Source organism: Luteolibacter yonseiensis (assembly GCF_016595465.1).
Lineage (GTDB): Bacteria > Verrucomicrobiota > Verrucomicrobiia > Verrucomicrobiales > Akkermansiaceae > Luteolibacter > Luteolibacter yonseiensis.
Window position 1 is genome coordinate 81,694 of record NZ_JAENIK010000009.1, and the last position, 19,719, is coordinate 101,412.

Annotated in this window: 18 protein-coding genes; 8 read left to right on the plus strand and 10 right to left on the minus strand. The window is 61.8% G+C overall.

The features are described from left to right. Nucleotides 1–84: 84 nt before the first annotated feature. The 3 genes from rpsI to gloA2 all read right to left on the minus strand — a co-directional run bounded on the left by rpsI (nt 85) and on the right by gloA2 (nt 1,419). Nucleotides 85–480 (minus strand): 30S ribosomal protein S9, encoded by a 396-nt coding sequence (rpsI, locus tag JIN84_RS07965; protein WP_200350510.1) that lies wholly within the window; start codon nt 478–480, stop codon nt 85–87. Nucleotides 481–498: 18 nt separating this feature from the next. After that, nucleotides 499–930: a 50S ribosomal protein L13 gene (rplM, locus tag JIN84_RS07970; protein ID WP_200350758.1), complete on the minus strand. Its 432-nt coding sequence runs from the start codon at nt 928–930 to the stop codon at nt 499–501. A gap of 102 nt (nt 931–1,032) precedes the next feature. Continuing rightward, on the minus strand, nt 1,033–1,419 hold the full coding sequence (gloA2, locus tag JIN84_RS07975; protein WP_200350511.1) for an SMU1112c/YaeR family gloxylase I-like metalloprotein: 387 nt from the start codon (nt 1,417–1,419) through the stop codon (nt 1,033–1,035). A 102-nt stretch (nt 1,420–1,521) separates the two neighbouring features. Between gloA2 and JIN84_RS07980 the strand changes: the two genes are divergently transcribed. Both JIN84_RS07980 and JIN84_RS07985 read left to right on the plus strand, forming a co-directional pair. Then, entirely contained in the window at nt 1,522–2,451 is a 930-nt protein-coding gene (locus JIN84_RS07980) for a GNAT family N-acetyltransferase (protein ID WP_200350512.1), read from the plus strand. Between the two features lie 541 nt (nt 2,452–2,992). Then, entirely contained in the window at nt 2,993–4,777 is a 1,785-nt protein-coding gene (locus tag JIN84_RS07985) for a sulfurtransferase (RefSeq protein WP_200350513.1), read from the plus strand. Nucleotides 4,778–5,419: 642 nt separating this feature from the next. Here JIN84_RS07985 and secD read toward each other — a convergent pair. From secD to tgt, 3 genes are read right to left on the minus strand one after another with little or no spacing between them, the layout of a single operon-like run. Further along, nucleotides 5,420–7,858 carry a protein translocase subunit SecD gene (gene secD, locus JIN84_RS07990; protein WP_200350514.1) on the minus strand — a complete coding sequence of 813 codons (2,439 nt, stop codon included), beginning with the start codon at nt 7,856–7,858 and terminating at the stop codon, nt 5,420–5,422. A gap of 52 nt (nt 7,859–7,910) precedes the next feature. Beyond that, nucleotides 7,911–8,252 carry a preprotein translocase subunit YajC gene (gene yajC / locus JIN84_RS07995; RefSeq protein ID WP_200350515.1) on the minus strand — a complete coding sequence of 114 codons (342 nt, stop codon included), beginning with the start codon at nt 8,250–8,252 and terminating at the stop codon, nt 7,911–7,913. After that, nucleotides 8,249–9,382 carry a tRNA guanosine(34) transglycosylase Tgt gene (gene tgt / locus JIN84_RS08000; protein WP_200350516.1) on the minus strand — a complete coding sequence of 378 codons (1,134 nt, stop codon included), beginning with the start codon at nt 9,380–9,382 and terminating at the stop codon, nt 8,249–8,251. Before tgt ends, yajC begins: the two co-directional genes overlap by 4 nt. Between tgt and JIN84_RS08005 the strand changes: the two genes are divergently transcribed. From JIN84_RS08005 to JIN84_RS08030, 6 genes are all read left to right on the plus strand, one after another. Then, entirely contained in the window at nt 9,369–9,716 is a 348-nt protein-coding gene (locus tag JIN84_RS08005; protein ID WP_200350517.1) for a hypothetical protein, read from the plus strand. The two genes, tgt and JIN84_RS08005, sit on opposite strands and share 14 nt — an antisense overlap. 68 nt (nt 9,717–9,784) lie before the next feature. Beyond that, nucleotides 9,785–10,279 (plus strand): hypothetical protein, encoded by a 495-nt coding sequence (locus JIN84_RS08010; protein WP_200350518.1) that lies wholly within the window; start codon nt 9,785–9,787, stop codon nt 10,277–10,279. A 117-nt stretch (nt 10,280–10,396) separates the two neighbouring features. Next, nucleotides 10,397–10,783, plus strand: a complete 387-nt coding sequence (locus JIN84_RS08015; protein WP_200350519.1) for a (deoxy)nucleoside triphosphate pyrophosphohydrolase — start codon at nt 10,397–10,399, stop codon at nt 10,781–10,783. A gap of 66 nt (nt 10,784–10,849) precedes the next feature. Then, nucleotides 10,850–12,766, plus strand: coding sequence for a DUF1549 domain-containing protein (locus JIN84_RS08020; RefSeq protein WP_200350520.1), 1,917 nt, complete (start codon nt 10,850–10,852; stop codon nt 12,764–12,766). Nucleotides 12,767–12,788: 22 nt separating this feature from the next. Next, nucleotides 12,789–14,087: a DUF1501 domain-containing protein gene (locus JIN84_RS08025; protein ID WP_200350521.1), complete on the plus strand. Its 1,299-nt coding sequence runs from the start codon at nt 12,789–12,791 to the stop codon at nt 14,085–14,087. Between the two features lie 88 nt (nt 14,088–14,175). Further along, a complete protein-coding gene (locus JIN84_RS08030; protein ID WP_200350522.1) occupies nt 14,176–14,820 on the plus strand; it encodes a thioredoxin family protein in 645 nt (214 codons plus the stop codon). 69 nt (nt 14,821–14,889) lie between these two features. On the opposite strand, the gene JIN84_RS08035 is transcribed toward JIN84_RS08030, so the two are convergent. From JIN84_RS08035 to cimA, 4 genes are all read right to left on the minus strand, one after another. Beyond that, nucleotides 14,890–15,339: a type II toxin-antitoxin system VapC family toxin gene (locus JIN84_RS08035; RefSeq protein ID WP_234043321.1), complete on the minus strand. Its 450-nt coding sequence runs from the start codon at nt 15,337–15,339 to the stop codon at nt 14,890–14,892. Beyond that, nucleotides 15,281–15,493: a hypothetical protein gene (locus JIN84_RS08040; protein ID WP_200350524.1), complete on the minus strand. Its 213-nt coding sequence runs from the start codon at nt 15,491–15,493 to the stop codon at nt 15,281–15,283. The genes JIN84_RS08035 and JIN84_RS08040 overlap by 59 nt, the downstream gene beginning before the upstream one ends. Nucleotides 15,494–15,549: 56 nt before the next feature. Next, on the minus strand, nt 15,550–17,841 hold the full coding sequence (locus JIN84_RS08045; RefSeq protein WP_200350525.1) for a tetratricopeptide repeat protein: 2,292 nt from the start codon (nt 17,839–17,841) through the stop codon (nt 15,550–15,552). 116 nt (nt 17,842–17,957) lie between these two features. After that, nucleotides 17,958–19,526: a citramalate synthase gene (gene cimA / locus JIN84_RS08050; RefSeq protein WP_200350526.1), complete on the minus strand. Its 1,569-nt coding sequence runs from the start codon at nt 19,524–19,526 to the stop codon at nt 17,958–17,960. Nucleotides 19,527–19,719: the final 193 nt, after the last annotated feature.

The following is a 19,719-nucleotide window of genomic DNA, read 5'->3' on the forward strand; positions in this document are numbered from 1 at the left end:
TTTTGTGCCGCCCCGGCGGAGCGGATGTCCGCAAAACAAAAAACCGCACCCCGTGAGGAGTGCGGTTTCTTGAAAAGCTGAAGATCAACGCTTGGAGAACTGGAAGCGTGCGCGTGCGCCCGGCTGACCTGGCTTCTTACGCTCCTTCATGCGAGGGTCGCGGGTCAGGAAGCCGAGAGGCTTGATCGTCTTGCGGTGTTCCGCGTCCACCAGGGTGAGGGAGCGGGAAACCGCATGGCGGATCGCGATGGCCTGGGCTTGCTTGCCGCCGCCCTTGACGACGACGTTCAGGTCGAACTTGTTCGAGAGCGAGACAGCGAGGAACGGTGCGAGCACGGCGTTCTGAAGCTCGATGGTGGGAAGGTATTCCTCGAACGAGCGGGAGTTGATCGTGATCTGGCCGGATCCTTCGGTCATCCAGACGCGGGCGACTGCGGTTTTGCGGCGGCCGGTGGCGCTTTGAGTGGTGGTGGCGGACATTTTGGGAAATGGATGGGATTATTTGACGACGTACTCGGCTGGTGCTTGTGCTTCGTGCGGGTGTGACTCACCGGCATACACCTTGAGCTTGCCGAACTGCGTGCGACCAAGGCGGGTCTTTGGCAGCATGCCCCAGACAGCGCGCTCGACGAGGAGGATCGGACGGCGCTCGCGGACGATGCGGGGAGTCTCGACCTTCTGACCGCCGACATAACCCGAGAAACGGGTGTAGATCTTGGACGTTTCCTTGGTGCCGGTGAGGACAACCTGATCGGCATTGATGACCACGACGAAATCGCCGGTATCAACGTGGCTGGTGAAAATAGGCTTGTGCTTGCCGCGGAGGAGGCGTGCTGCCTCTACAGCGACTTGGCCGAGGACCTTGCCCTTGGCGTCGATCACATACCACTTGCGCTCGACTTCGTGCGGCTTGGCGGAAAACGTCTTCATGTGCTTGTAATAAAAAATGACTTCGGACACACGCAATGTGCGAAGGGGTGGGGAAACTAGGGAGCCGGTTTCCGGGTGTCAACCGGGAAATCTGGAGAAATTTCACGCCTCATAAAGTTCGACCGGCAGGCCGTCCGGGTCCGCGAAAAAGGTGAACCGCTTCCCTGTCAGCTCGTCCACGCGGATTTCCTCCACGGCGACGCCCTGCCGCACGAGCGAGGCGACCTCGCCGTCCAGATCCTCCACCGAGAAGGCGATGTGGCGCAGCCCCTGCGCTTCCGGATAGGAGGGGCGGGGTGGCGCGCCGGGGAATGAGAACAGCTCGACCTGCGTCCCACCCGGGATTTCGAGGTCCAGTTTCCACGAATCCCGTGCGGCCCGGTAGACCTCCGAAATGACGCGGAGTCCGAGGATTTCGGTGTAGAATCGCTTGGATGCGGAATAGTCCGAGCAGATCACGGCCACATGGTGGAGTCCGGAAATTTTCATGACACCAAACTGCGGACCCGCCCGGGACGCGTCAAGGCTGCGGAGCCCGGAGGCCGCGTTTGTCTTCTTTTCGTCCGCCGGAGCTTGTGTTAGGAGATCCGCATGAGCACCTTCGCCATCCGTCCCTACCGCCTGGAAGATATTGACGAGGTTTACGCGGCTTCGGTCGAGTCGCGGGCGGAGATCGCTCCATGGATGGGGTGGATGACTCCGGAATATTCACGGGAGGACACCGCGAAGTGGGTGGCGCAGGCGATCGCGACCCGTGAAAACGGGGAGGCCTACGAATATCTCATCGTCGACAGCGCGGACGGCGCCATGGTCGGGTCATGCGGGCTGAACCATCTGAACCTCGTCAATGGAACGTGCAATCTCGGCTATTGGGTGCGGACCTCCCGCCACGGCGAGGGGGCGGCGTGCCAGGCGGCGTTGCTTTTGCGGGATTTCGGATTCGGGACGCTGGGCCTGAACCGTTTGGAAATCGTCGCCGCCGTCGGCAATGAATTCAGCCGGAAAGTGGCGGAAAACACCGGAGCCGTCTACGAGGGAGTCAACCGGTTGCGGTTGAAAGTCGGGGAGATTTCCCACGACGCCCACATGTTCGCGCTGCTGAACCCGACTGCCAGACGTCCGGAATCCGCCGCCGACGCTGCCACCACCGCAACGGTCAACTGGCTGGACATGATCGTGGGGAATCCTGATCGCGTCTCACGATTCTACACCGAGGTCGCCGGACTGTCCCGCGTGGCGGTGCCGGAGGATGAGAGCCACACCTCGTATTCGCTGAAAAATGCAAACGGCCGGGAGGTGCTGGGGATCTGCGATGAGGCGATGTTCCCGGACTGGCCGCACGGCTGGCTTCCCTACATCGATATTCCGGACTTCGAAGCACGCGTGGCCAAGGTGGAGGAAACAGGTGGCGAAATCCTTCGGCAGATGAAGATGGACTATCATTGGAAAGGCCAGCGCTTCTGCCTGGTCCGGGATCCATCCGGTGCGCCGTTCATGCTGTGCGAGGAGAAAGGGGAGTGAACGCCTTTATTCTGAGGAAGGGCAGGACGGTAGGGATTCACGACTCTCATTGACATGGGAGCTGTATAAAACCACTTTTTGAGGCATCAGTATGAGATCCTCGAATTCCGTGGAAGTTCTCAGGTGGAGGGAGATACCGGTGTGGCTTCGCGTGATCGTTATCGTCGGAATCGCTAATTTTGCCACATTTTGCGGTACGGACATCTATTTCGGAGGGAGTGCTTTGAATGGATACCACAGAGACAATCAGTTCTATATCGCCAGTCATGGCCGCCACACCCAAGTGACGGAGCGATTCTGGACCTTCAATTATGTTCATGGAATTTCGACGTATGTGACCCATTTTTCCATGTTCGTCGGATTGGCGGTATTCCTGAACACAGGCAGATCAAAAATCAGAGAAGGCCGACCTTCGATCACCGGTTAAATCACTTGAGCATTTCGGCCGCATGACTGGGATACTGATCCGAAACCCCTCCGATTAAACGCGCGACCGAAAGATTCACTGGCATCGTCACGGGCTTCGTGCTGTTTTTCCGCCGTGTCCGCCGTCACGAACATTTCCACCTACCGCTTCGCCGAACTTTCCGGTCTCAAGGATCTGCGCGAGGAGCTGATCGCCGATTGCAAGTCCTGGGAACTCAAGGGGACCATCCTGCTGAGCATCGAGGGTATCAACATGTTCGTCGCGGGCGATGCGGCGTCGATCGACAGGCTGCTGGAAAAGCTCCGGAGGATTCCCGGCCTCGAAGGGTTGGAGCCGAAGGTGAGCATCAGCGACAAGCAGCCGTTCAACCGGATGCTGGTGCGCATCAAGCGCGAGATCATTTCCTTCGGCATGGAAGGCATCCGCCCGGCGAACTACACCTCTCCGAAGCTCCCTGCGGCGGAGCTGAAGCGGTGGCTGGACGAGGGGCGTCCGGTGACGCTGCTCGACACGCGCAACGACTACGAGGTGAAGCTCGGCACCTTCAAGGGGGCGCTCATCCCGAACATCAACACCTTCCGTGAGTTTCCCGATGCGGTCCGGAAGCTGCCGGAAGAGCTCAAGGACCAGCCGGTGGTCATGTTCTGCACCGGCGGCATCCGCTGTGAGAAGGCCGGGCCCTTCATGGAGCGGGAGGGATACAGGAACATCTACCAACTGGACGGCGGCATCCTGAAATATTTTGAAGAAGTCGGAGGAGATCACTACGACGGCGAGTGCTTCGTCTTCGACCAGCGCGTCGGAGTCGATCCCGCCCTGCGCGAGACGGATCACGCCATCTGCTACGCCTGCCAGGCACCGCTCGACGCCGCGGACCAGGAAGATCCGCGCCACGTGGAGGGGGTGAGCTGCCCGCATTGTTTCAAGAGCGCGCCCGAGCGCATGGCGGAGCGGATTTCCTTCCTGCACGAGGCCATCGCGAAGGTGGCGGATCCGCTGCCCGGCTCGATCCCGCAGGAAAACCGCCGTCCGGTGAACATCCCCGCCGCCCAGGACCGCAAGACGCTGTTGGAAGCGCTGGTGGAGATTTTCCCACAGATTTCCGCAGGGGAATGGGAGGCGCGCTGCGATGCCGGCCGCTTCGTCAATTACGGCGGCACCGTGCGCGGCAAGGACCACGTCGTCCGTGCGGGCGAGCGCGTGGTGCAGATTTTTCCGGCGGACACCGAGCCGCCGGTGTCGGCGGACATCCGGGTGGTTTACGAGGATGAGGCCATCGTCGTGGTGCGCAAGCCCGCGCCGCTGCCGATGCATGCCAGCGGCCGGTTCCACCGGAACACGCTGCAGCACATCCTGAACGAGGTCTATGCGCCGAAGTATCCGCGTCCGGTGCACCGGCTGGACTCGAACACCACGGGGCTGGTCGTCTTCGCCCGCACCCGGAACTTCTGCCGGGTGCTGCAGCGGCAGTTCCTGGACGGTCTGGTGGACAAGCGGTATCTGGTCACGACGCAGGGGTTGCCGGAGCACGACTCGTTTTTCTCCGAAGCCCCCATTTCCGCGGAACCGGACGTGATGGGTACCCGCGTGATCGATGAAACCGACGGCCTGCCCTCGCGCACCGACTTCCAGGTGCTGGAGCGTCGCGCCGACGGGACCGCGCTGCTGGAGGCGAAACTCGGCACCGGCAGGACGAACCAGATCCGCGTGCACCTTTGGCAACTGGGCCTGCCTGTCGCGGGCGATCCGGCCTATCTGCCCGGTCATCAGACGGGCGACACGCAGACGCTCGATCCGGCGGCGGCACCGCTCCAGCTTCATGCATGGAAACTTTCCTTCCGCCACCCGGCGAGCGGGGAAATGATGACCTTTGAGACGGAGCGGCCGGACTGGGCGTGATACCCATCTCCGCCCGGGCGGCGGGATCTGCGTGCGGCATGAGGTCCTGCCGGAGCTGGCGGAGCCGCTTGGCAGCGGCGGCATCTCAGCACCACGGGTGAGGAATGGGGCAGCCTATGGAAACGCCACGGTCTTATACATACACCATTTCGGGCACCGGCGCATCGATTGACGACAGGCACCAAGCGCATCGATTGACGGCCATGCGTCTTCTCCAGCACCAAAGGTGCGGAATGGGAGAGCCCGGGGTGAGCGAAGCGGAACCCCGGGGCATGGACCGCCCCATTTCCCAAGTCCTGAAAGGACGAAATCAAGGGTGCTGCTGCGCGCCATGGATGCCGTCCTTTCAGGACTCCATATGCTTTGTGGTTCACTCCCAGGGCGTTGCCCTGGGCTCTCCCATTTCGCACCCTTGGTGCTGAAGATGACACCTTTGGTGCTGGAGATGACACCCTTGGTGTTGGAGATGACACCTTTGGTGGTGAAGATGACACCGCGCAGGACCGTCGTATGAGACGCCGACTTGGGATGGAGGAAACGATGCCACCAGGCGATGCCATCTGGCACCACCGCGTTTCCAAAAACAAAGGCTTCCGGAATGGAAGCCTTTGTCGGTTTTGGGAATTCGAGCCGCTTGCCGTCTCAGGGCGCGGCGGACATCGCTTCGGCCTTGGCTTCGGTGGCGAGCACCGAATCCCGGATGTTTCCACCCTTCCGGTTGCTCCACCACAGGGCGACGGGGGAGGCGATGAAGATGGAGGAGAAGGTGCCGACGACGATACCGATGAAGATGATGACACCGAAGTCACGCAGCGAGGAACCGCCGAGGACGCCGAGGATGAGCACGCTGATAAGTGTCGCCGAGGAGGTCAGCAAGGTCCGTGAGAGCGTGGCGTTCACCGCCTCGTTCATGATCTTCTCTTCCGAATCGTTGCGGATCAGCAGCATTTCACGGACCCGGTCGAAGACGACGATGGTGTCGCTGATCGAATAACCGGCGATGGTCAGCACCGCGCCGACGTGGATCAGCGAGAGCTCCCCGCCCATGAGGACGACGAAGCCGACGCAGATGATGATGTCGTGGAAAATCGCGACGAATCCACCGAGCGCGAAGGAGAACTCGAAGCGCATCGTCATGTAGATCATGATCCCGATGAGGCCGAGGATGATGGCGATGATGGAGTCCCTCATGACGGAGCCGCCGATGAGCGCGGAGACCTCCGTCTGGCTGGCGTCGATCTTGTAGTCCTGCGAGTCCGCCTTTTTCTCGGCGAGCGTGGGGATGGACTCACGCAGTTTCGCGATGATGGCGGGGGCGTCCTTGGTCGCGCAGCGCACGGTCATCAGGGTGCCGGAGGTCGGGTTGTATTCCTGCTGCGGGTAGGCTTCCTTGGAAAGGGTCATTCCCTCCACGGACTTCTTCACGTCGTCCAGCACGACCTTGTTGTCCTTGCCGAGCTGGAAGGTGATCATGGTGCCGCCGGTGAAGTCGATGCCGAAGGCCTTCTCTCCGCGGAAGGCGAAGGCCGCGACGGAGATGAGGAGGGTGACGACGGCGAAGGTGATGGCCGCCCGGCGCTTGCCCATGAAGTCGAAATTGCGGGACTTGATGAGGTTGAGGAAGGTGAGCTTCTTCAGGATGCCGAGGTCCACACCCCAGCGGAAGATCACGCGGGTGACGAGGATGGCGGAGAACAGCGAGGCGGTGACACCGATGAGCAGGGTGACCGCGAAGCCCTTCACCGCGCTGCCGCCGAAGTAGAAGAGGATGCCGGCGGTGAGGATGGACGTCACGTGGGAGTCGAAAATCGCGGAGAACGCGCGGTCGTAGGATGCCTCGATGGCGTTCTTGAGGGTCTTGCCGTGGGCGATTTCCTCACGCAGGCGCTCGTAGATCAGCACGTTCGCGTCCACCGCCATGCCGATGGTGAGGATCATCCCCGCGATGCCGGGAAGCGTGAAGGTGAAGCTGAACATCGCCATGATGCCGAAGAGCATGATGGTGTTCACGATGAGGCCGATGATGGCGATGAAGCCGGACATGCGGTAGTAAGCGAGGACGAAAAGGAAGGTCATCAGCAGCGAGAGCACGCCGGCGTAGAGACCCTGCTTGACGACGGCCGAGCCGAGGGTGGGGGAGATGTTGCGCATCTCGTCGATCGTCAGCGCGTTTTCCAGCGGGTTCATCAGCGAGTTCGCGAGCTTCTGGGGTTCGCCGGGATCACGCAGGCCGGTGATCTCGAACTGCTTGCCGAGGGGGACCTGGTTCACGACCGGCGCGCTGAGCACGGTGCCGTCGAGCACGATGGCGATGCGATCCACCTTTTCGTGCATGTGCTCGGTGAGGGCGATCATCTTGTCCGTGCCCGCGTTGTTCAGGGAGATGCTCACGGCGGCGGAGTCCATCTGGGAAGGGTGCGCCATGGCGATGTCCTTGCCTCCGAGGGCGGGACGGCGGTTGAGAAGGATGTAGGAGGTGATTTCCGTGCCGTCCTCGGTCTTGTGGACCATGGGGAATGCCTGATAGCCGGGAACGATTTCCAGTTTTTCATGCACGCGCTGGGCGAGCGACTTGCGCTCCGGCGCGGGGCCGGGCTCGTCGGTGCGGGGGCTCACCTCGCGCAGTTCGAGCTTGGCGACCTTCGCGAGCTCCTTGCGGATGCCTTCCGATTCGCTCGGCTCGACGCCGGGCATCTGCAGGATGATGCCGTTGGTTCCCTGGCGGGCGATGAGCGGCTCCTTGTTGCCAAGCCCGTTCAGGCGTTTTTCGATGACCTCGATGGCTTTTTCAACCTGCTCGTTGGTGATCGGCATCTCCTCGCCGTCCGAGCCGATCTTCGGCTGGATGTGGAGGGTGAACGACGAGCCCCCGATGATGTCGATGCCGCCCTTGAGCCGCTCCTTCGGCGGTATCACCGCGGCGATGCAGAGGGCGCAGACACCGATGAGCAGGACGGTGCCGATGTTCCGCCTCCGGTTCTCGATTTCTGTGGCGAAATACCAGAAAAACAGGATCAGCAAGGTAAGTCCCGCGAGGAACAGGGTCAATGCGTCATTGTAGAAGGCGTAGGCGGCGAGCATGGTGTGAAACTACGGGTTTGGCTCCAGGACGGGGAGGAAAAATGGAGAATGGTTATTTCGCGGAGTCCTTCTTGTGGACGATGGTGATGGCGGCCTTGTCGAACTCGAGCATGGTGCCCTCCGCGACCTTCACGATCACGGTGTGCTCCTTCACGTTGTGGACGATGCCGTGGATGCCGGCGGAGGTGACCACCCTGTCGCCCTGGACGAGAGCGGCGACGCGTTCGGCCTGCTCCTTGCGCTGTTTCTGCTGCGGACGGATGAGCAGGAAATAAAACACGACCACCATGACGACCATCATCACCATGGGATTGCCCAGGATGCTTTGCGGGCCTGTCGGGGCGGCGGCTTGCGCGACGAGATTGGTGGCGAAAAATGCGAGAATCGGTGTCATGGGGTGTCTGTTCGGGTGTAGCGCCTGATGAAGGAGTCCTTGTAGGCGGGGAAGTTCCCCGCGGCGATGGCTTCCCTCGCCCCGGCGACGAGGGACAGGTAGAAATGCAGATTGTGGAAGGAAAGCAACCGCAAACCGAGGATTTCCCCCGCCCGGAAAAGGTGGCGGAGGTAGGCGCGTGAGAATCCGGCCACGTGGGGATGGGCGCTTTCGCACAAGGGGCGGGGGTCTTTCGCGTGGATCAGGTTCTTGATGTTGATCGGTCCGTCCAGCGTCATGGCCATGCCGTGGCGGGCGATCCGGGTGGGCATGACGCAGTCGAACATGTCCACGCCGCGGGAAATCATCTCCAGGATCTGCGGGGGAGTGCCGAGTCCCATCGCGTAGCGGGGCTTGTCATGCGGCAGGAACGGCACCGCGTTTTCGATGGCGCGGAACATCTCATGCTCCGGTTCGCCCACGGAAACCCCGCCGATGGCGTATCCGTCGAATCCCAGTTCCACCAGCTCCCGCGCGGACTGTTCGCGCAGGTCCGCGTAGATGGAGCCCTGCACGATTCCGAAGTGCTGTTGCCGGCCCTCGCCGGAGCGGGGCTCGTTTTCCGTCACCCAGTCCTTGCAGCGTTTCGCCCAGCGGGTCGTCAGCGCGAGGGATTTCGCCGCGTAGGCCTCGTCGCAGGGGTAAGGCGGGCATTCGTCGAAAAGCATCGCGATGTCCGAGCCGAGGGCCCCCTGGATTTCCATGCTGAGCTCGGGGGTGAGCAGCATTTTCGAGCCGTCGAGGTGGTTTTGGAAGCGCACGCCTTCCTCGGTGATCTTGCGGAGCTTGGCCAGCGACCAGACCTGGAAGCCGCCGGAATCCGTCAGCATCGGCTTCCGCCAGGTGCTGAATCCATGGAGTCCGCCCAGTTCGCGGATCAGTTCATGGCCTGGCCGCAGCCACAGGTGATACGTGTTTCCCAGAATGATTTGTGATCCGAGCTGCTCCAGTTCGGCGGGGTGGAGCGTTTTCACCGTCCCCTGGGTGCCGACGGGCATGAAGATCGGCGTTTCCACGGTGCCGTGGGGCAGAACCAGCCTGCCACGGCGGGCGGAGGTCGTCGGATCGGTGGCAAGAATGGAAAAGGACACGGGAAGAGCGGCGGGGAATAGGCTAAATGTCCGCCCCGGCCAAGCGCAATCGAAAGCGGTGCCGGGGATGGCCGGGGGATCAGCGGGCGGCCCCGATTTTTTTCAGATCGAATACGTGAACCGACCGGTTGAAGGAGCCGGCGATGATTGGTGCCTCATCCGGGGAGGGATTCAAGGTGGTCGCATTCCATCCCGGCGGCAGGTCGGAATTCAGGAAATACCGTGTGAAATCCGTCGAAAAATCGTGATTTTCCCGAAACCTTTCGGGTTTTGTGGCGTTGATGTTGCAAATACCGACATTTTTTATCGCGGGCTGGGATTTTTTTCCGAATAAATTCCGCAGGTCCTCTTCTCAATGTCGGGAATTGCCCAAAGAATCGAAATCCAACCAACCACACAAATATGAAACTGCTCCTCACCGCGCTCTGCGCGTCATTCATGGTCGTCCCAGCCTTCGCCTCCGAGTGCGAGAAGGGCAAGTGCGACAAGGAAAAGAAAGAAGAAGGCACCGTGCTCCTCGCCGGTGACTGCGACAAGTGCAAGAAAGGCGAAGAGAAGAAGGAAGAAGGCGCCCTCGCCCTCGCCGGTGATTGCGACAAGTGCAAAAAGGGCGAAGAGAAGAAGGAAGAAGGCGCTCTCGCCCTCGCCGGTGATTGCGACAAGTGCAAGAAGGGCGAAGAGAAGAAAGAAGAAGGCGCCCTCGCCCTTGCCGGTGACTGCGAAAAAGGCAAGTGCGACAAGGACAAGAAGGAAGAAGGCACCCTCGCCCTCGCCGGTGACTGCGAAAAAGGCAAGTGCGACAAGGACAAGAAAGAAGAAGGCACCCTCGCTCTCGCCGGTGACTGCGAAAAGGGCAAGTGCGACAAGGACAAGAAGGAAGAAGGCACCCTCGCCTGATTTTTCCGGACCACCATCCCTCTCAAAAACCGCTGGAACTTCTCCGGCGGTTTTTTTGTGCCCGCGCGGAGAGCTCCCGACGGTTGACCCCATCCTCCGGATTCATACTCTGCCCACATGTTGGAGGTCGTTTGCGGAGTGATTGAAGATTCGGAAGGCAGGTTCCTCGCCTGCCTCCGCCCCGCCGGAAAGCACCTCGGCGGCCTGTGGGAATTTCCCGGCGGCAAGATCGATCCCGGTGAATCACCCGACGCCGCCCTCGTCCGCGAGCTGAAGGAGGAGCTCGCGGTGGACGTGGAGGTCGGTCGCGCGCTTACGCCGGTGGTATGGAACTATGGGGAAATCACAATCCGTCTCCAGCCCTTCATCTGCCGCATCGTCTCCGGTGAATTGCGGGCCCTTGAACACGAGGAACTCCGCTGGTGCGCGCCTGCGGACTTTCCGCGCCTCCCTTGGGCGGATGCCGATATTCCCATTTTGCGTGAAATTTTTCCCACGGGATGAATAATATGGCAAATTGACTTCGTAGTCGGGTGCCGCTATTTTCGGCATCAGTTTCCAAAAACCCAAATGAAACGCGTAACCTCCTTAGCCGTATTGGTCTTGGCCGCATCCCTCGGCGGCCTGTGTGCCCAGAATCTCAAGCCGAAGGAAGATCCCGCCTACTTGAAAAAAGCCGCGCTGCAGGTGGACCAGTTCATCGCCGCTTTCTACCGGAGCAAGAAACTCCCGGTGCCCGAGGTCACGGATGACGCCACTTTCCTCCGCCGCGCCTTCCTGGTTTCCGTGGGCCGCATCCCAACCGCCGAGGAAGCGGTCGCCTTCCTCGAAATCGAGGACCCCACCAAACGCGAGGCGCTCATCGACTATCTCCTGAAGTCGAAGGGCTATTCCAGCCACATGTCGAACTGGGCGTTCGACCTCCTCCGCATCACCGACGGCCGTCCCGGCACGACGGCGCACAACGAGCCCTACCGGAACTGGGTGCGCACGGCCATGTCCAACGACATGCCGTGGAGCGAGTTCACCACCAGCCTCATTTCCGCCAGTGGCGATGGCTGGGACCCGAAGACCGCCGCCGTCGGCTACTATACCCGCGACCGCGGCATGCCGCTGGACAACCTCGCGAACACGATGCGCGTGTTCCTCGGCGCGCGCATGGAGTGCGCCCAGTGCCATGACGATCCCTTCGGCACCACCGAGCGCCACGATTTCTACGAACTCGCCGCCTTCACCCATGGACAGGACGAGATCAACCGGGCGCAGATGAAGCCGCTCTGGGATGAACTGGCCGACGACCAGGAGAAGCGCCGCCAGGAATACGAGGCCGCGCGGATCCTGTGGGACCGTGTTTACGGCATGTCACTTTCGGGTGGCGGCAGCGGCCAGATCAAGCTCCCCGAGGACTACCAATACAAGGATGGAACCCCGGGCGAGATGGTCGGGGCCCGGACCCCCTTCGGCAAGGGCGTCCGGATGTCGGAGAAAAAGGAAGGGGACGACGGTCGCCTGCAGCTCGCGCAATGGATCGTCGGCAAGACCGAAAACCAGTTCCCCAACGTCATCGCCAACCGCATGTGGAAGCGCGTCATGGGCAAGGGCATCTACGAACCCGTCGATGACTATATCCCTGCCGACAAAACCGTGCACCCGGCGCTGGTCACCTTCCTCGGCAAGCTGATGATGGATCTCGATTACGACCTCCGCGCCTTCCAGCACGTCCTCCTCCTCACCCGCACCTTCCAGTTCGGCACCAATCCGAACGCGTCCGTTGTCGAAGGAGGCGACGATTTCCACGGCCGCAAGATCGAGCGGCTTTCCTCCGAGCAGATCTGGGATTCGCTGATCACCCTTTCGTCGGGAAATCCGGACAAGCAGGCCGGCCGCACGCTGGACGACCGCATCTACTTCGGCAACAAGCCGGTGCTCGTCGGTAAGAAAAACATGGGCCAGCTTTCGAAGGAGGTGCTCGCGCTCAAGTCGGAGACGGAGGTCCGCGCCTATTTCGACAAGCTCCTGCACGAGATCAAGACCGCCTCGCCCGGTTCGGACAACTCCTCCGCCATGTCCATGAGCATGGGGATGGCACCCATCCGCAACTTCGACAAGGATGCGAAGGTCCGCGCCTCCGAGCTTCCCTCTCCCGCGCCGCGCGAACATTTCCTCTACCTGTTCGGAGCCTCGGACCGCGAGGTGGTGGACGGCTCCAGCCGCGAGCCGAACGTCGGCCAGGTCCTCTCGCTCATGAACGGCTTCGTCCAGCGCGAACTGGTGAACAAGCCCACCGCCCACCTTTACAAGACCTTGGAAGGTGCGAAGAGCGACGAGGAGAAGATCCGCCGCCTTTACATCGCCATCCTCAACCGTCCTCCGACAGCGGAGGAAATGACATGGATGCAGGAGGAGGTGAAAAAGCAGGGCGAACCCGGTTACCGCAACATCGTATCCGCCCTCGTGATGTCCTCCGAGTTCCTTTTCCTCCAGTAAAAACCCACACCCTTTCAAACCCATGAATCCATTCAACAAGGCCGACGAACTCACCCGCCGCCAGTTTGTCTCGAACGCCGCCCGCGCCTACCTCGGCGTCCATCTTTTCCCGATGCTCGGCGGCACGCTCGCCAGCGCCGCGCCGGAAGGAACCGTGGCCGGCGGCGGCAAGGCGAAGAACGTCATCTACCTCTTCATGTCCGGCGGCATGAGCCATGTGGACACCTTCGATCCCAAGAAAAAGAAGGAGATCATGGGCAAGACCGAGTCCATCGCCACCAAGGCGGACGGCATCCAGCTCGGCCACTATCTCAAGAAAACCGCCGAGGTCACCGACAAGCTCTGCGTCATCAACTCGATGAACTCGACGCAGGGGGCCCACGAACAGGGGGCCTACATCATGCACACCAGCTATGACATGCGCGGCACCATCCAGCACCCTTCGCTGGGTTCGTGGGTGGTCCGTCTCGGCGGCCGCATCCACCCGGAGCTTCCGGGCTACGTCGCGGTGAACAGTTCTCCCGAGGTCACAGGTGGCGGGTTCTTCGGCGCGAAATTCGCGGCGGCGCCCATCGGCAGCCCGGACCAGGGGTTGCAGGATTCCACCCGCGCCGGCGCCGTCACTCCGGAAGACTTCGAACGCCGCCTCACCCTCGCGGACAGGATGAACCGCCAGTTCCACGGCCGTTTCCCGAATGCCGATGTGAAAGCCTATGAGGAACTCTACCGCGAGGCCATCGCCCTGATGAATTCGAAGGACCTCAAGGCCTTCGACCTCCGCCAGGAGCCGGAAGCCACCCGCAAGCTCTACGGCGAGGGCAGCTTCGCCCAGGGTTGCCTCCTCGCCCGCCGCCTCGTGCAGAACGGCGTGCGCTTCATCGAGGTCCAGCTCGGTGGTTGGGACACCCACTACGACAACTTCACCGGCGTCGAAGGCCGCTGCAAGCAGTTCGACCAGGCCTACGCCGCCCTCATCACCGACCTGGAGAAAAACGGGATGCTCGACAGCACGCTCGTCGTCGTCGCCACCGAATTCGGCCGCACTCCTGAAATCAAGACCGAGCACTCGAACGGCCGCGACCACCACCCCGGAGCCTTCTCCTGCGTGCTCGCGGGCGGCGGCGTCAAGGGCGGCATCATCCACGGCGCGACCGATCCCTCGGGCGGAAAGGTCAAGGAAGGCCAGGTCAGCGTGCAGGACTTCAACGCCACCATCGCCTACGCCCTCGGCCTGCCTTACGAAACAATCCTCATGTCGCCGACCAAGCGGCCCTTCAAGATCGCGGACAAGGGCGTGCCGATCACCACGCTCTTCGCGTGAGGGTCCTCACCGAGGTGGGGTGTTCCTTTTGGCTTCCCTTCGGCCCGCGCGTCGGTGAGTGTGGAAACAGATTGAAACCCCATCTCTCATGAAAATCCCCGCCATCCTTTTCCTCGCGGCAGCCCCGTTGATCTTTCCCGCCTCGCTCCAGGCGAAAACATGGAAGGAAGCCGGTTCGGAGCGATCGCTGGAAGGCGAGTATTCCAAGACCGAGGGCGACCAGGTCGTCATCCTCCGTCCGAACGGGACCACGGTGAAGATCCCGTTGGCGAAGCTCACACCCGAAGACCGGAAATTCGTCGCCGAAGCCTCGGCCGCCAAGCCCGCTGCACCGGAAGCCGCAGCGGCCGCCGACACCGATGTCTTCAAATGGGAGACGGATTACGAGGTCGCCAAGAAGCGGGCCAAGGATGAGAAAAAGGACATCCTCGTGGACTTCACCGGTTCCGACTGGTGCGGCTGGTGCATCAAGCTGAAGAAGGAAGTCTTCGATAAACCGGAGTTCCAGGAATACGCGAAGAAGCACCTCGTCATGCTCGAACTCGACTTCCCGCGTAAGAAGCAACTGCCGGCGAAGGAAAAGGAACAGAACGAAAAACTCTCCCAGGAATTCCAGATCGAAGGCTTCCCGACCATCCTCCTCCTGAAGGCCAGCGGCCGGGAAATCGCCCGCACCGGTTATCAGGAAGGCGGCCCGGAGAAATACATCGAGCACCTGAAGGGGCTGAAGTAGGGACAAAACGACAAGCGGTGGATATCTCCAAACAATTCGCTGTCTGACTTCAATCTGTTGCGAAGCCAATCACCACTTGATCACTTTCAATCCATCGATCCTGTCGAAATGGGCATCCCGCGTCGCGAGCGGCATATCCAGCTCCAGAGCTACGGCGGCGATCCATAGATCATTTTCAGGAATCGGTTGTCCTTTTGCTTCCAGCGCGACGGATGCCTGAGCGTAATGTTCGGCGGTAGCGCTGTCGGGGTTGAGGACTGCGACCACCTTCAAGAGTGATTGGATTTTTGCCTGATGTTTCGGAGGGTTTGCTGATTTCAGCGCACCTTTCAAGAGTTCCCCCAAAGCCACCAACGGCATGAAAAGCGGTTCACCCGGGCCGATGAGTTGGAACAAGTCCAGTTTGCCCCGGAAATGAGCGATGATCACGCTGGAATCCAGCAGAATTCCGGAAGTCCGATCAGCCACAGGTTTCGATCCGGCGTGAGGTTTCCAATGCCTGCTCGAAGATTTCAGCATCCTCGTCCGAGAGATATCCGTAAGTTTCTTTGAGGACTTGCTCGCGTTCACGTTCCACGGTTTCGCTCAAGCGATGGACATAACGGGCTACCTCCACCTGCTTGCGCATCGGCATGCCATTGAGATCCCGGACGATGGATTCGATAACCGTCATGCAGACATTCTGGCGGATGGATGAAAAATTGCGAGCCGAGTTTTACAGATCCCTTCTCACCTCGCCAGCATCTGCAACAACTGCTTCGCCTCCTGGAAATCCGGGCGGAGCTGGAGGGCGCGGGTGGTGGCGTTGAGGGCCTCGTTTTTCTGGCCGAGACGGGCGTGGATGGTGGCGCGGGCGTAGGGGATGGAGGGGTCCGATGGATCGGCGGCCTCGGCCTTGAGCAGGGCTTCGATGGCGGCGCGGGGCTGGTTGGTGCCGCTGCGGGCGAGGCCGAGGTTGTACCAGGCGCGGGCGTAGCTGGGATCGAGTTCGACGGTTTTTTCGAGTTCGGCGGTGGACTCGGCGCTGGAGCCGGTTTCGTTGAGCGCGAGCGCGAGCTTGTAGTGGTACTCGGCATTTCCGGGATCGAGGCGGATGGCTTCCTTGAGCGAGGTGACGGCCGCCTGCGGGTCGCCGGTGGTGCTGAGGAGGATGGCGAGGTCGTGATGGAACGGCGGGGAGTTCGGGTCCCACTCGATGGCCTTTTTCATCTGGCGGATGGCGGCGGGAGTATCGCCACGACGCATGGCGAACTGCGCGAGTTGCATGCGTCCGGTGGGTTGGTCGGCATTGATGTCCAGCATGTGGACCAGCTCCTTGCCGGTGCGGGTGGTGAGATCGACTTGTTCGACCAGGGCCCATGCGGCGGCGATGCGGACGCTGCGGGATTCGTCTTCGAGCAACGGCTTGAGCGCGTCGCCGACGGCGGGGTTGTTCTCCCGCACCGTGATGCCGAGAGCGCGCACGGCGGCCTCGCGGACGAGCGGGTTTTCATGGGAGAGCTGGCCGCGCAGGGCCTGGATCGCGGCGGGGTCCAGGGCCCAGCGTTCGAGCAGGCGGCAGGCGGTGGCCTTCCATGCGGGGATCTCGTCACTTGCGAGAAGTTTGATCAGGCCGTCGCGTGCGGCGGGTTCGCCCCGGCGGGCGCTGGCGACAAGCAGGGTGCGGGTGCGTGACGGGCGGTCGGGTTTCTCGCCGTAGAAATTCTTGTATGAGGCGATGGCCCAGTCCGCGTCCTTGTCGGTGTGGCAGCGGTTGCAGGCGTTCGGCACGCCGAGTTCCTTGGTGAGCTTCGGGTCCGGAATGCTGAAGCTGTGGTCATGGCGCGGGTGGCGCTGCATGTAGGTGGTCACCGGCATATGGCAGGAAACGCACTGGTTTCCCGTGCTGTCCGCGCCGTGGTGGCTGTGCGAGGTGGGATCGATGACCGGAGCCGTGGGGTAGTCGCCCCGGCCGCCGGTGTGGCAGTTCATGCAGAGCTGGTTGCCGGTGGAGACGCGCTTGGCGTTGTGCGGGTCGTGGCAGTCCGCGCAGCGTACTCCGGCGTGGTGCATGCGGCTGGAGAGGAAGGAGGCGAATTCGTAGTCCTCGTCCCGCACCTGGCCGTCGGGGTGGTAGATGTCCGTGCCGTCGGTGATCGTGAGGCTGAAGTGGTCGTAGAACGATTCCCCGGGGACGAGGTCGCCGGTGAGCTCCGAGCGGCGGGAATGGCAGGCGGCGCAGGTTTCCATCGTCTGGTCGCGGGTGAACTTGTGCACCGTAGGGTCTTTGGTTTTCTTATCCAGCGGCGGTTTTTCCTGCCACTCGACGTGGGCCTTCATCGGGCCGTGGCAGGCCTCGCAGCCCACGCTCATCTCCGCCATGGACGTGTGGTAGCTGTTGGTACCGGGTTCGTAGTTTTTCCGCAGGCGGGTGTTGTGGCACGCGGCGCACATGGCGTTCCAGTTCATGCCTTGGCCCGTCCAGTGCCCCCAGTCGCCCGGCGCTCGCTCGTCGTCATTTCCATAAACGTCGAACCATTCGTTCTTCGCGGGGTCCAGCGAGACATCGAGCGTCTGCAGGCGTCCGCCGGGAGCGGGGATGAGGAACTGGCGCAACGGATTGTTCCCGATGACCCGGACGGGCTTGAAGACCTGGCGCTGGTTGTCACGGCCGAGGGTGAGGAATTTCGCCAGTCCATCCGCATCGACGAAGGCTTCGGTGGTGTCCTTGCCGTGGGCCAGGGTTTGTTTCGGGGAGAACGCCTTGTGGTCCTCCTCCTTTTTCACATCACGCTCGGCGAGTCCATGGTTCGAGTTCAGCCACTTCTCGTAAGCCACCGCGTGGCATTTCTGGCAGCTTTGGGAACCCGCGTATTGAGCGTGGATGTGATCGTCCGGCGCGAGGATCGGGGCGTCCGTTTTTGCGGTGGCGGCGACCGCTTTTGCGGGAGGCCCGGGAGAAGGGCGGAACACGAAGATGCCGACCGCCAGGGCGATGACTGCGAGAGCGACGGGGATGACAGGCTTTTTCAAGATGTTCATGGGCGGAAACCAAGGACCGCGGACATTTCCGTCCGCGGGTCCATGTTACGTGAATACGATGAACGAAGCTCGCCTCTTTTGCGTCGCGTCGGTCGGGAAGACGAGGTGTCCCCCCTTTATCTCTTGCGCTGGAGGAACAGGTCAATGCCATCGACGAGCGCCAGCCAGCTTGCCTCGATGATGTTGTCCGACACGCCGACGGTGCCCCAGGTGGATTCACCATCGGTGGAAACGATGAGCACGCGCGTCTTGGCGGCGGTGGCGTCGTGACCGTCGAGGATGCGGACCTTGTAATCCGCGAGCGAGACGTTGGAAATTTCCGGGTAGAAGGGCAGCAGCGCCTTGCGCAGCGCGAGGTCCAGGGCGTTCACCACGCCGTGGCCTTCCGCGACGGTCAGTTCCGGCGTGCCGTCGACCGAGAGCTTCACCGTGGCCTCGCAGACGGGCGGGTGGCCGTCGCGGTACTGGCGGAAGCTGGTGTGGTATTCCGTCAGGTCGAACGGCTTCCGATAGGTGCCCAGCTCGCGGCGGATCAGGAGCTCCAGCGATCCACCGGCGGCCTCGTAGGAGTAACCGTCGTTTTCCAGCTCCTTCACGCGGCGCAGGATGGAGCCGGCTTCGGGGGAACCTTTTTCCAAGGGGATGCCGAGTTCCTCCGCCTTGATGAGGATGTTCGACTGTCCGCTGAGTTCGGAAACGAGGATGTTCTGCGAATTTCCGACGCTGCCGGGGACGATGTGCTCGTAGCTGCGGGCGAGCTTCTGCACCGCGTTCACGTGCATGCCGCCCTTGTGGGCGAAGGCCGTGCGGCCGACGAAGGCGGCGCGGGCGAAATGGGGATTGTTCGAAACGTCGTCCACGAAATACGAGAGATCCCGCAGCTGTTCGAGGTGCGGGACGACCGGGATGTCCATCTTGAGCTGGAGGATGGGGATGACGGACGTGAGGTTGCAATTTCCCGTGCGCTCGCCGTAGCCGTTGATGGTGCCCTGGATCTGGGTGGAACCCGCCTTGACGGAGGCGACCGCGTTCGCGACGGCGAGTTCGCAATCGTTGTGGGTGTGGATGCCGATGGGGGTGTCCGGCAGGTGCTTTCTCACCGCACCGCAGATCTCCATCACTTCGTGGGGGAGCGTGCCGCCGTTCGTGTCGCAGAGGACGAGGCAGGCGGCACCGCCCTCGGCGGCGGCTTGCAGCGTGGCCAGGGCGTGGGCCGGAGAATCCTTGTAGCCGTCGAAAAAGTGCTCGGCGTCATAGATCACCTCGCGGTCGTGCTTCGCCAGGTAGGCCACGGTGTCGCGGATCATCGCCTGGTTTTCCTCCACGGTGGTGCGGAGGACCTCGGTGACCTGGAGTTCCCAGCTTTTCCCGAAAATGGTGACGACGGGTGTTTCCGCCTCCAGCAGCAGGCGCACCTGCGGATCCTCCTCCACCGGCGTGTCCGCGCGGCGGGTGGAGCCGAACGCGGCGAGCTTGGCGTGCTTGAGTTTCAGGTTCTTGGCCTCGCGGAAGAACTCGATGTCCTTCGGGTTCGAGCCGGGCCAGCCGCCCTCGATGTAGTCGATGCCGAATTCATCCAGACGTTTCGCAATCCGCAGCTTGTCGAGGCCGGATAATTGGAATCCTTCGCCCTGCGTTCCATCGCGCAGGGTCGTGTCGTAGAGAAATACTTGTTTGGAGCTCATCGGGGCAGGGGCGCGGAGACTACGGGCCGGATGGCGGATGGGCAAGGGAGAAGAAAGGGGGTGGGAATTGGAAAAAATCCGGGTTTGGCATATGCTCCGGCGGTGGTTTGGACGCCTCCGGCACGGTCTGGCGCGGGAAGCGCCGGCCACATGATAAGAACACGCGCCGGTCTCCGTCTCTACCTCCTTGATT

Excerpts from the sequence above, each read along its gene's own strand:
- rpsI (WP_200350510.1), bottom strand. The coding sequence starts at position 480 with ATGTCCGCCACCACCACTCAAAGCGCCACCGGCCGCCGCAAAACCGCA.
- rplM (WP_200350758.1), bottom strand. The coding sequence starts at position 930 with ATGAAGACGTTTTCCGCCAAGCCGCACGAAGTCGAGCGCAAGTGGTAT.
- gloA2 (WP_200350511.1), bottom strand. The coding sequence starts at position 1,419 with ATGAAAATTTCCGGACTCCACCATGTGGCCGTGATCTGCTCGGACTAT.
- JIN84_RS07980 (WP_200350512.1), top strand. The coding sequence starts at position 1,522 with ATGAGCACCTTCGCCATCCGTCCCTACCGCCTGGAAGATATTGACGAG.
- secD (WP_200350514.1), bottom strand. The coding sequence starts at position 7,858 with ATGCTCGCCGCCTACGCCTTCTACAATGACGCATTGACCCTGTTCCTC.
- yajC (WP_200350515.1), bottom strand. The coding sequence starts at position 8,252 with ATGACACCGATTCTCGCATTTTTCGCCACCAATCTCGTCGCGCAAGCC.
- JIN84_RS08005 (WP_200350517.1), top strand. The coding sequence starts at position 9,369 with ATGGAAAAGGACACGGGAAGAGCGGCGGGGAATAGGCTAAATGTCCGC.
- JIN84_RS08010 (WP_200350518.1), top strand. The coding sequence starts at position 9,785 with ATGAAACTGCTCCTCACCGCGCTCTGCGCGTCATTCATGGTCGTCCCA.
- JIN84_RS08015 (WP_200350519.1), top strand. The coding sequence starts at position 10,397 with ATGTTGGAGGTCGTTTGCGGAGTGATTGAAGATTCGGAAGGCAGGTTC.
- JIN84_RS08020 (WP_200350520.1), top strand. The coding sequence starts at position 10,850 with ATGAAACGCGTAACCTCCTTAGCCGTATTGGTCTTGGCCGCATCCCTC.
- JIN84_RS08025 (WP_200350521.1), top strand. The coding sequence starts at position 12,789 with ATGAATCCATTCAACAAGGCCGACGAACTCACCCGCCGCCAGTTTGTC.
- JIN84_RS08030 (WP_200350522.1), top strand. The coding sequence starts at position 14,176 with ATGAAAATCCCCGCCATCCTTTTCCTCGCGGCAGCCCCGTTGATCTTT.
- JIN84_RS08035 (WP_234043321.1), bottom strand. The coding sequence starts at position 15,339 with ATGCTGAAATCTTCGAGCAGGCATTGGAAACCTCACGCCGGATCGAAA.
- JIN84_RS08040 (WP_200350524.1), bottom strand. The coding sequence starts at position 15,493 with ATGACGGTTATCGAATCCATCGTCCGGGATCTCAATGGCATGCCGATG.
- JIN84_RS08045 (WP_200350525.1), bottom strand. The coding sequence starts at position 17,841 with ATGAACATCTTGAAAAAGCCTGTCATCCCCGTCGCTCTCGCAGTCATC.
- cimA (WP_200350526.1), bottom strand. The coding sequence starts at position 19,526 with ATGAGCTCCAAACAAGTATTTCTCTACGACACGACCCTGCGCGATGGA.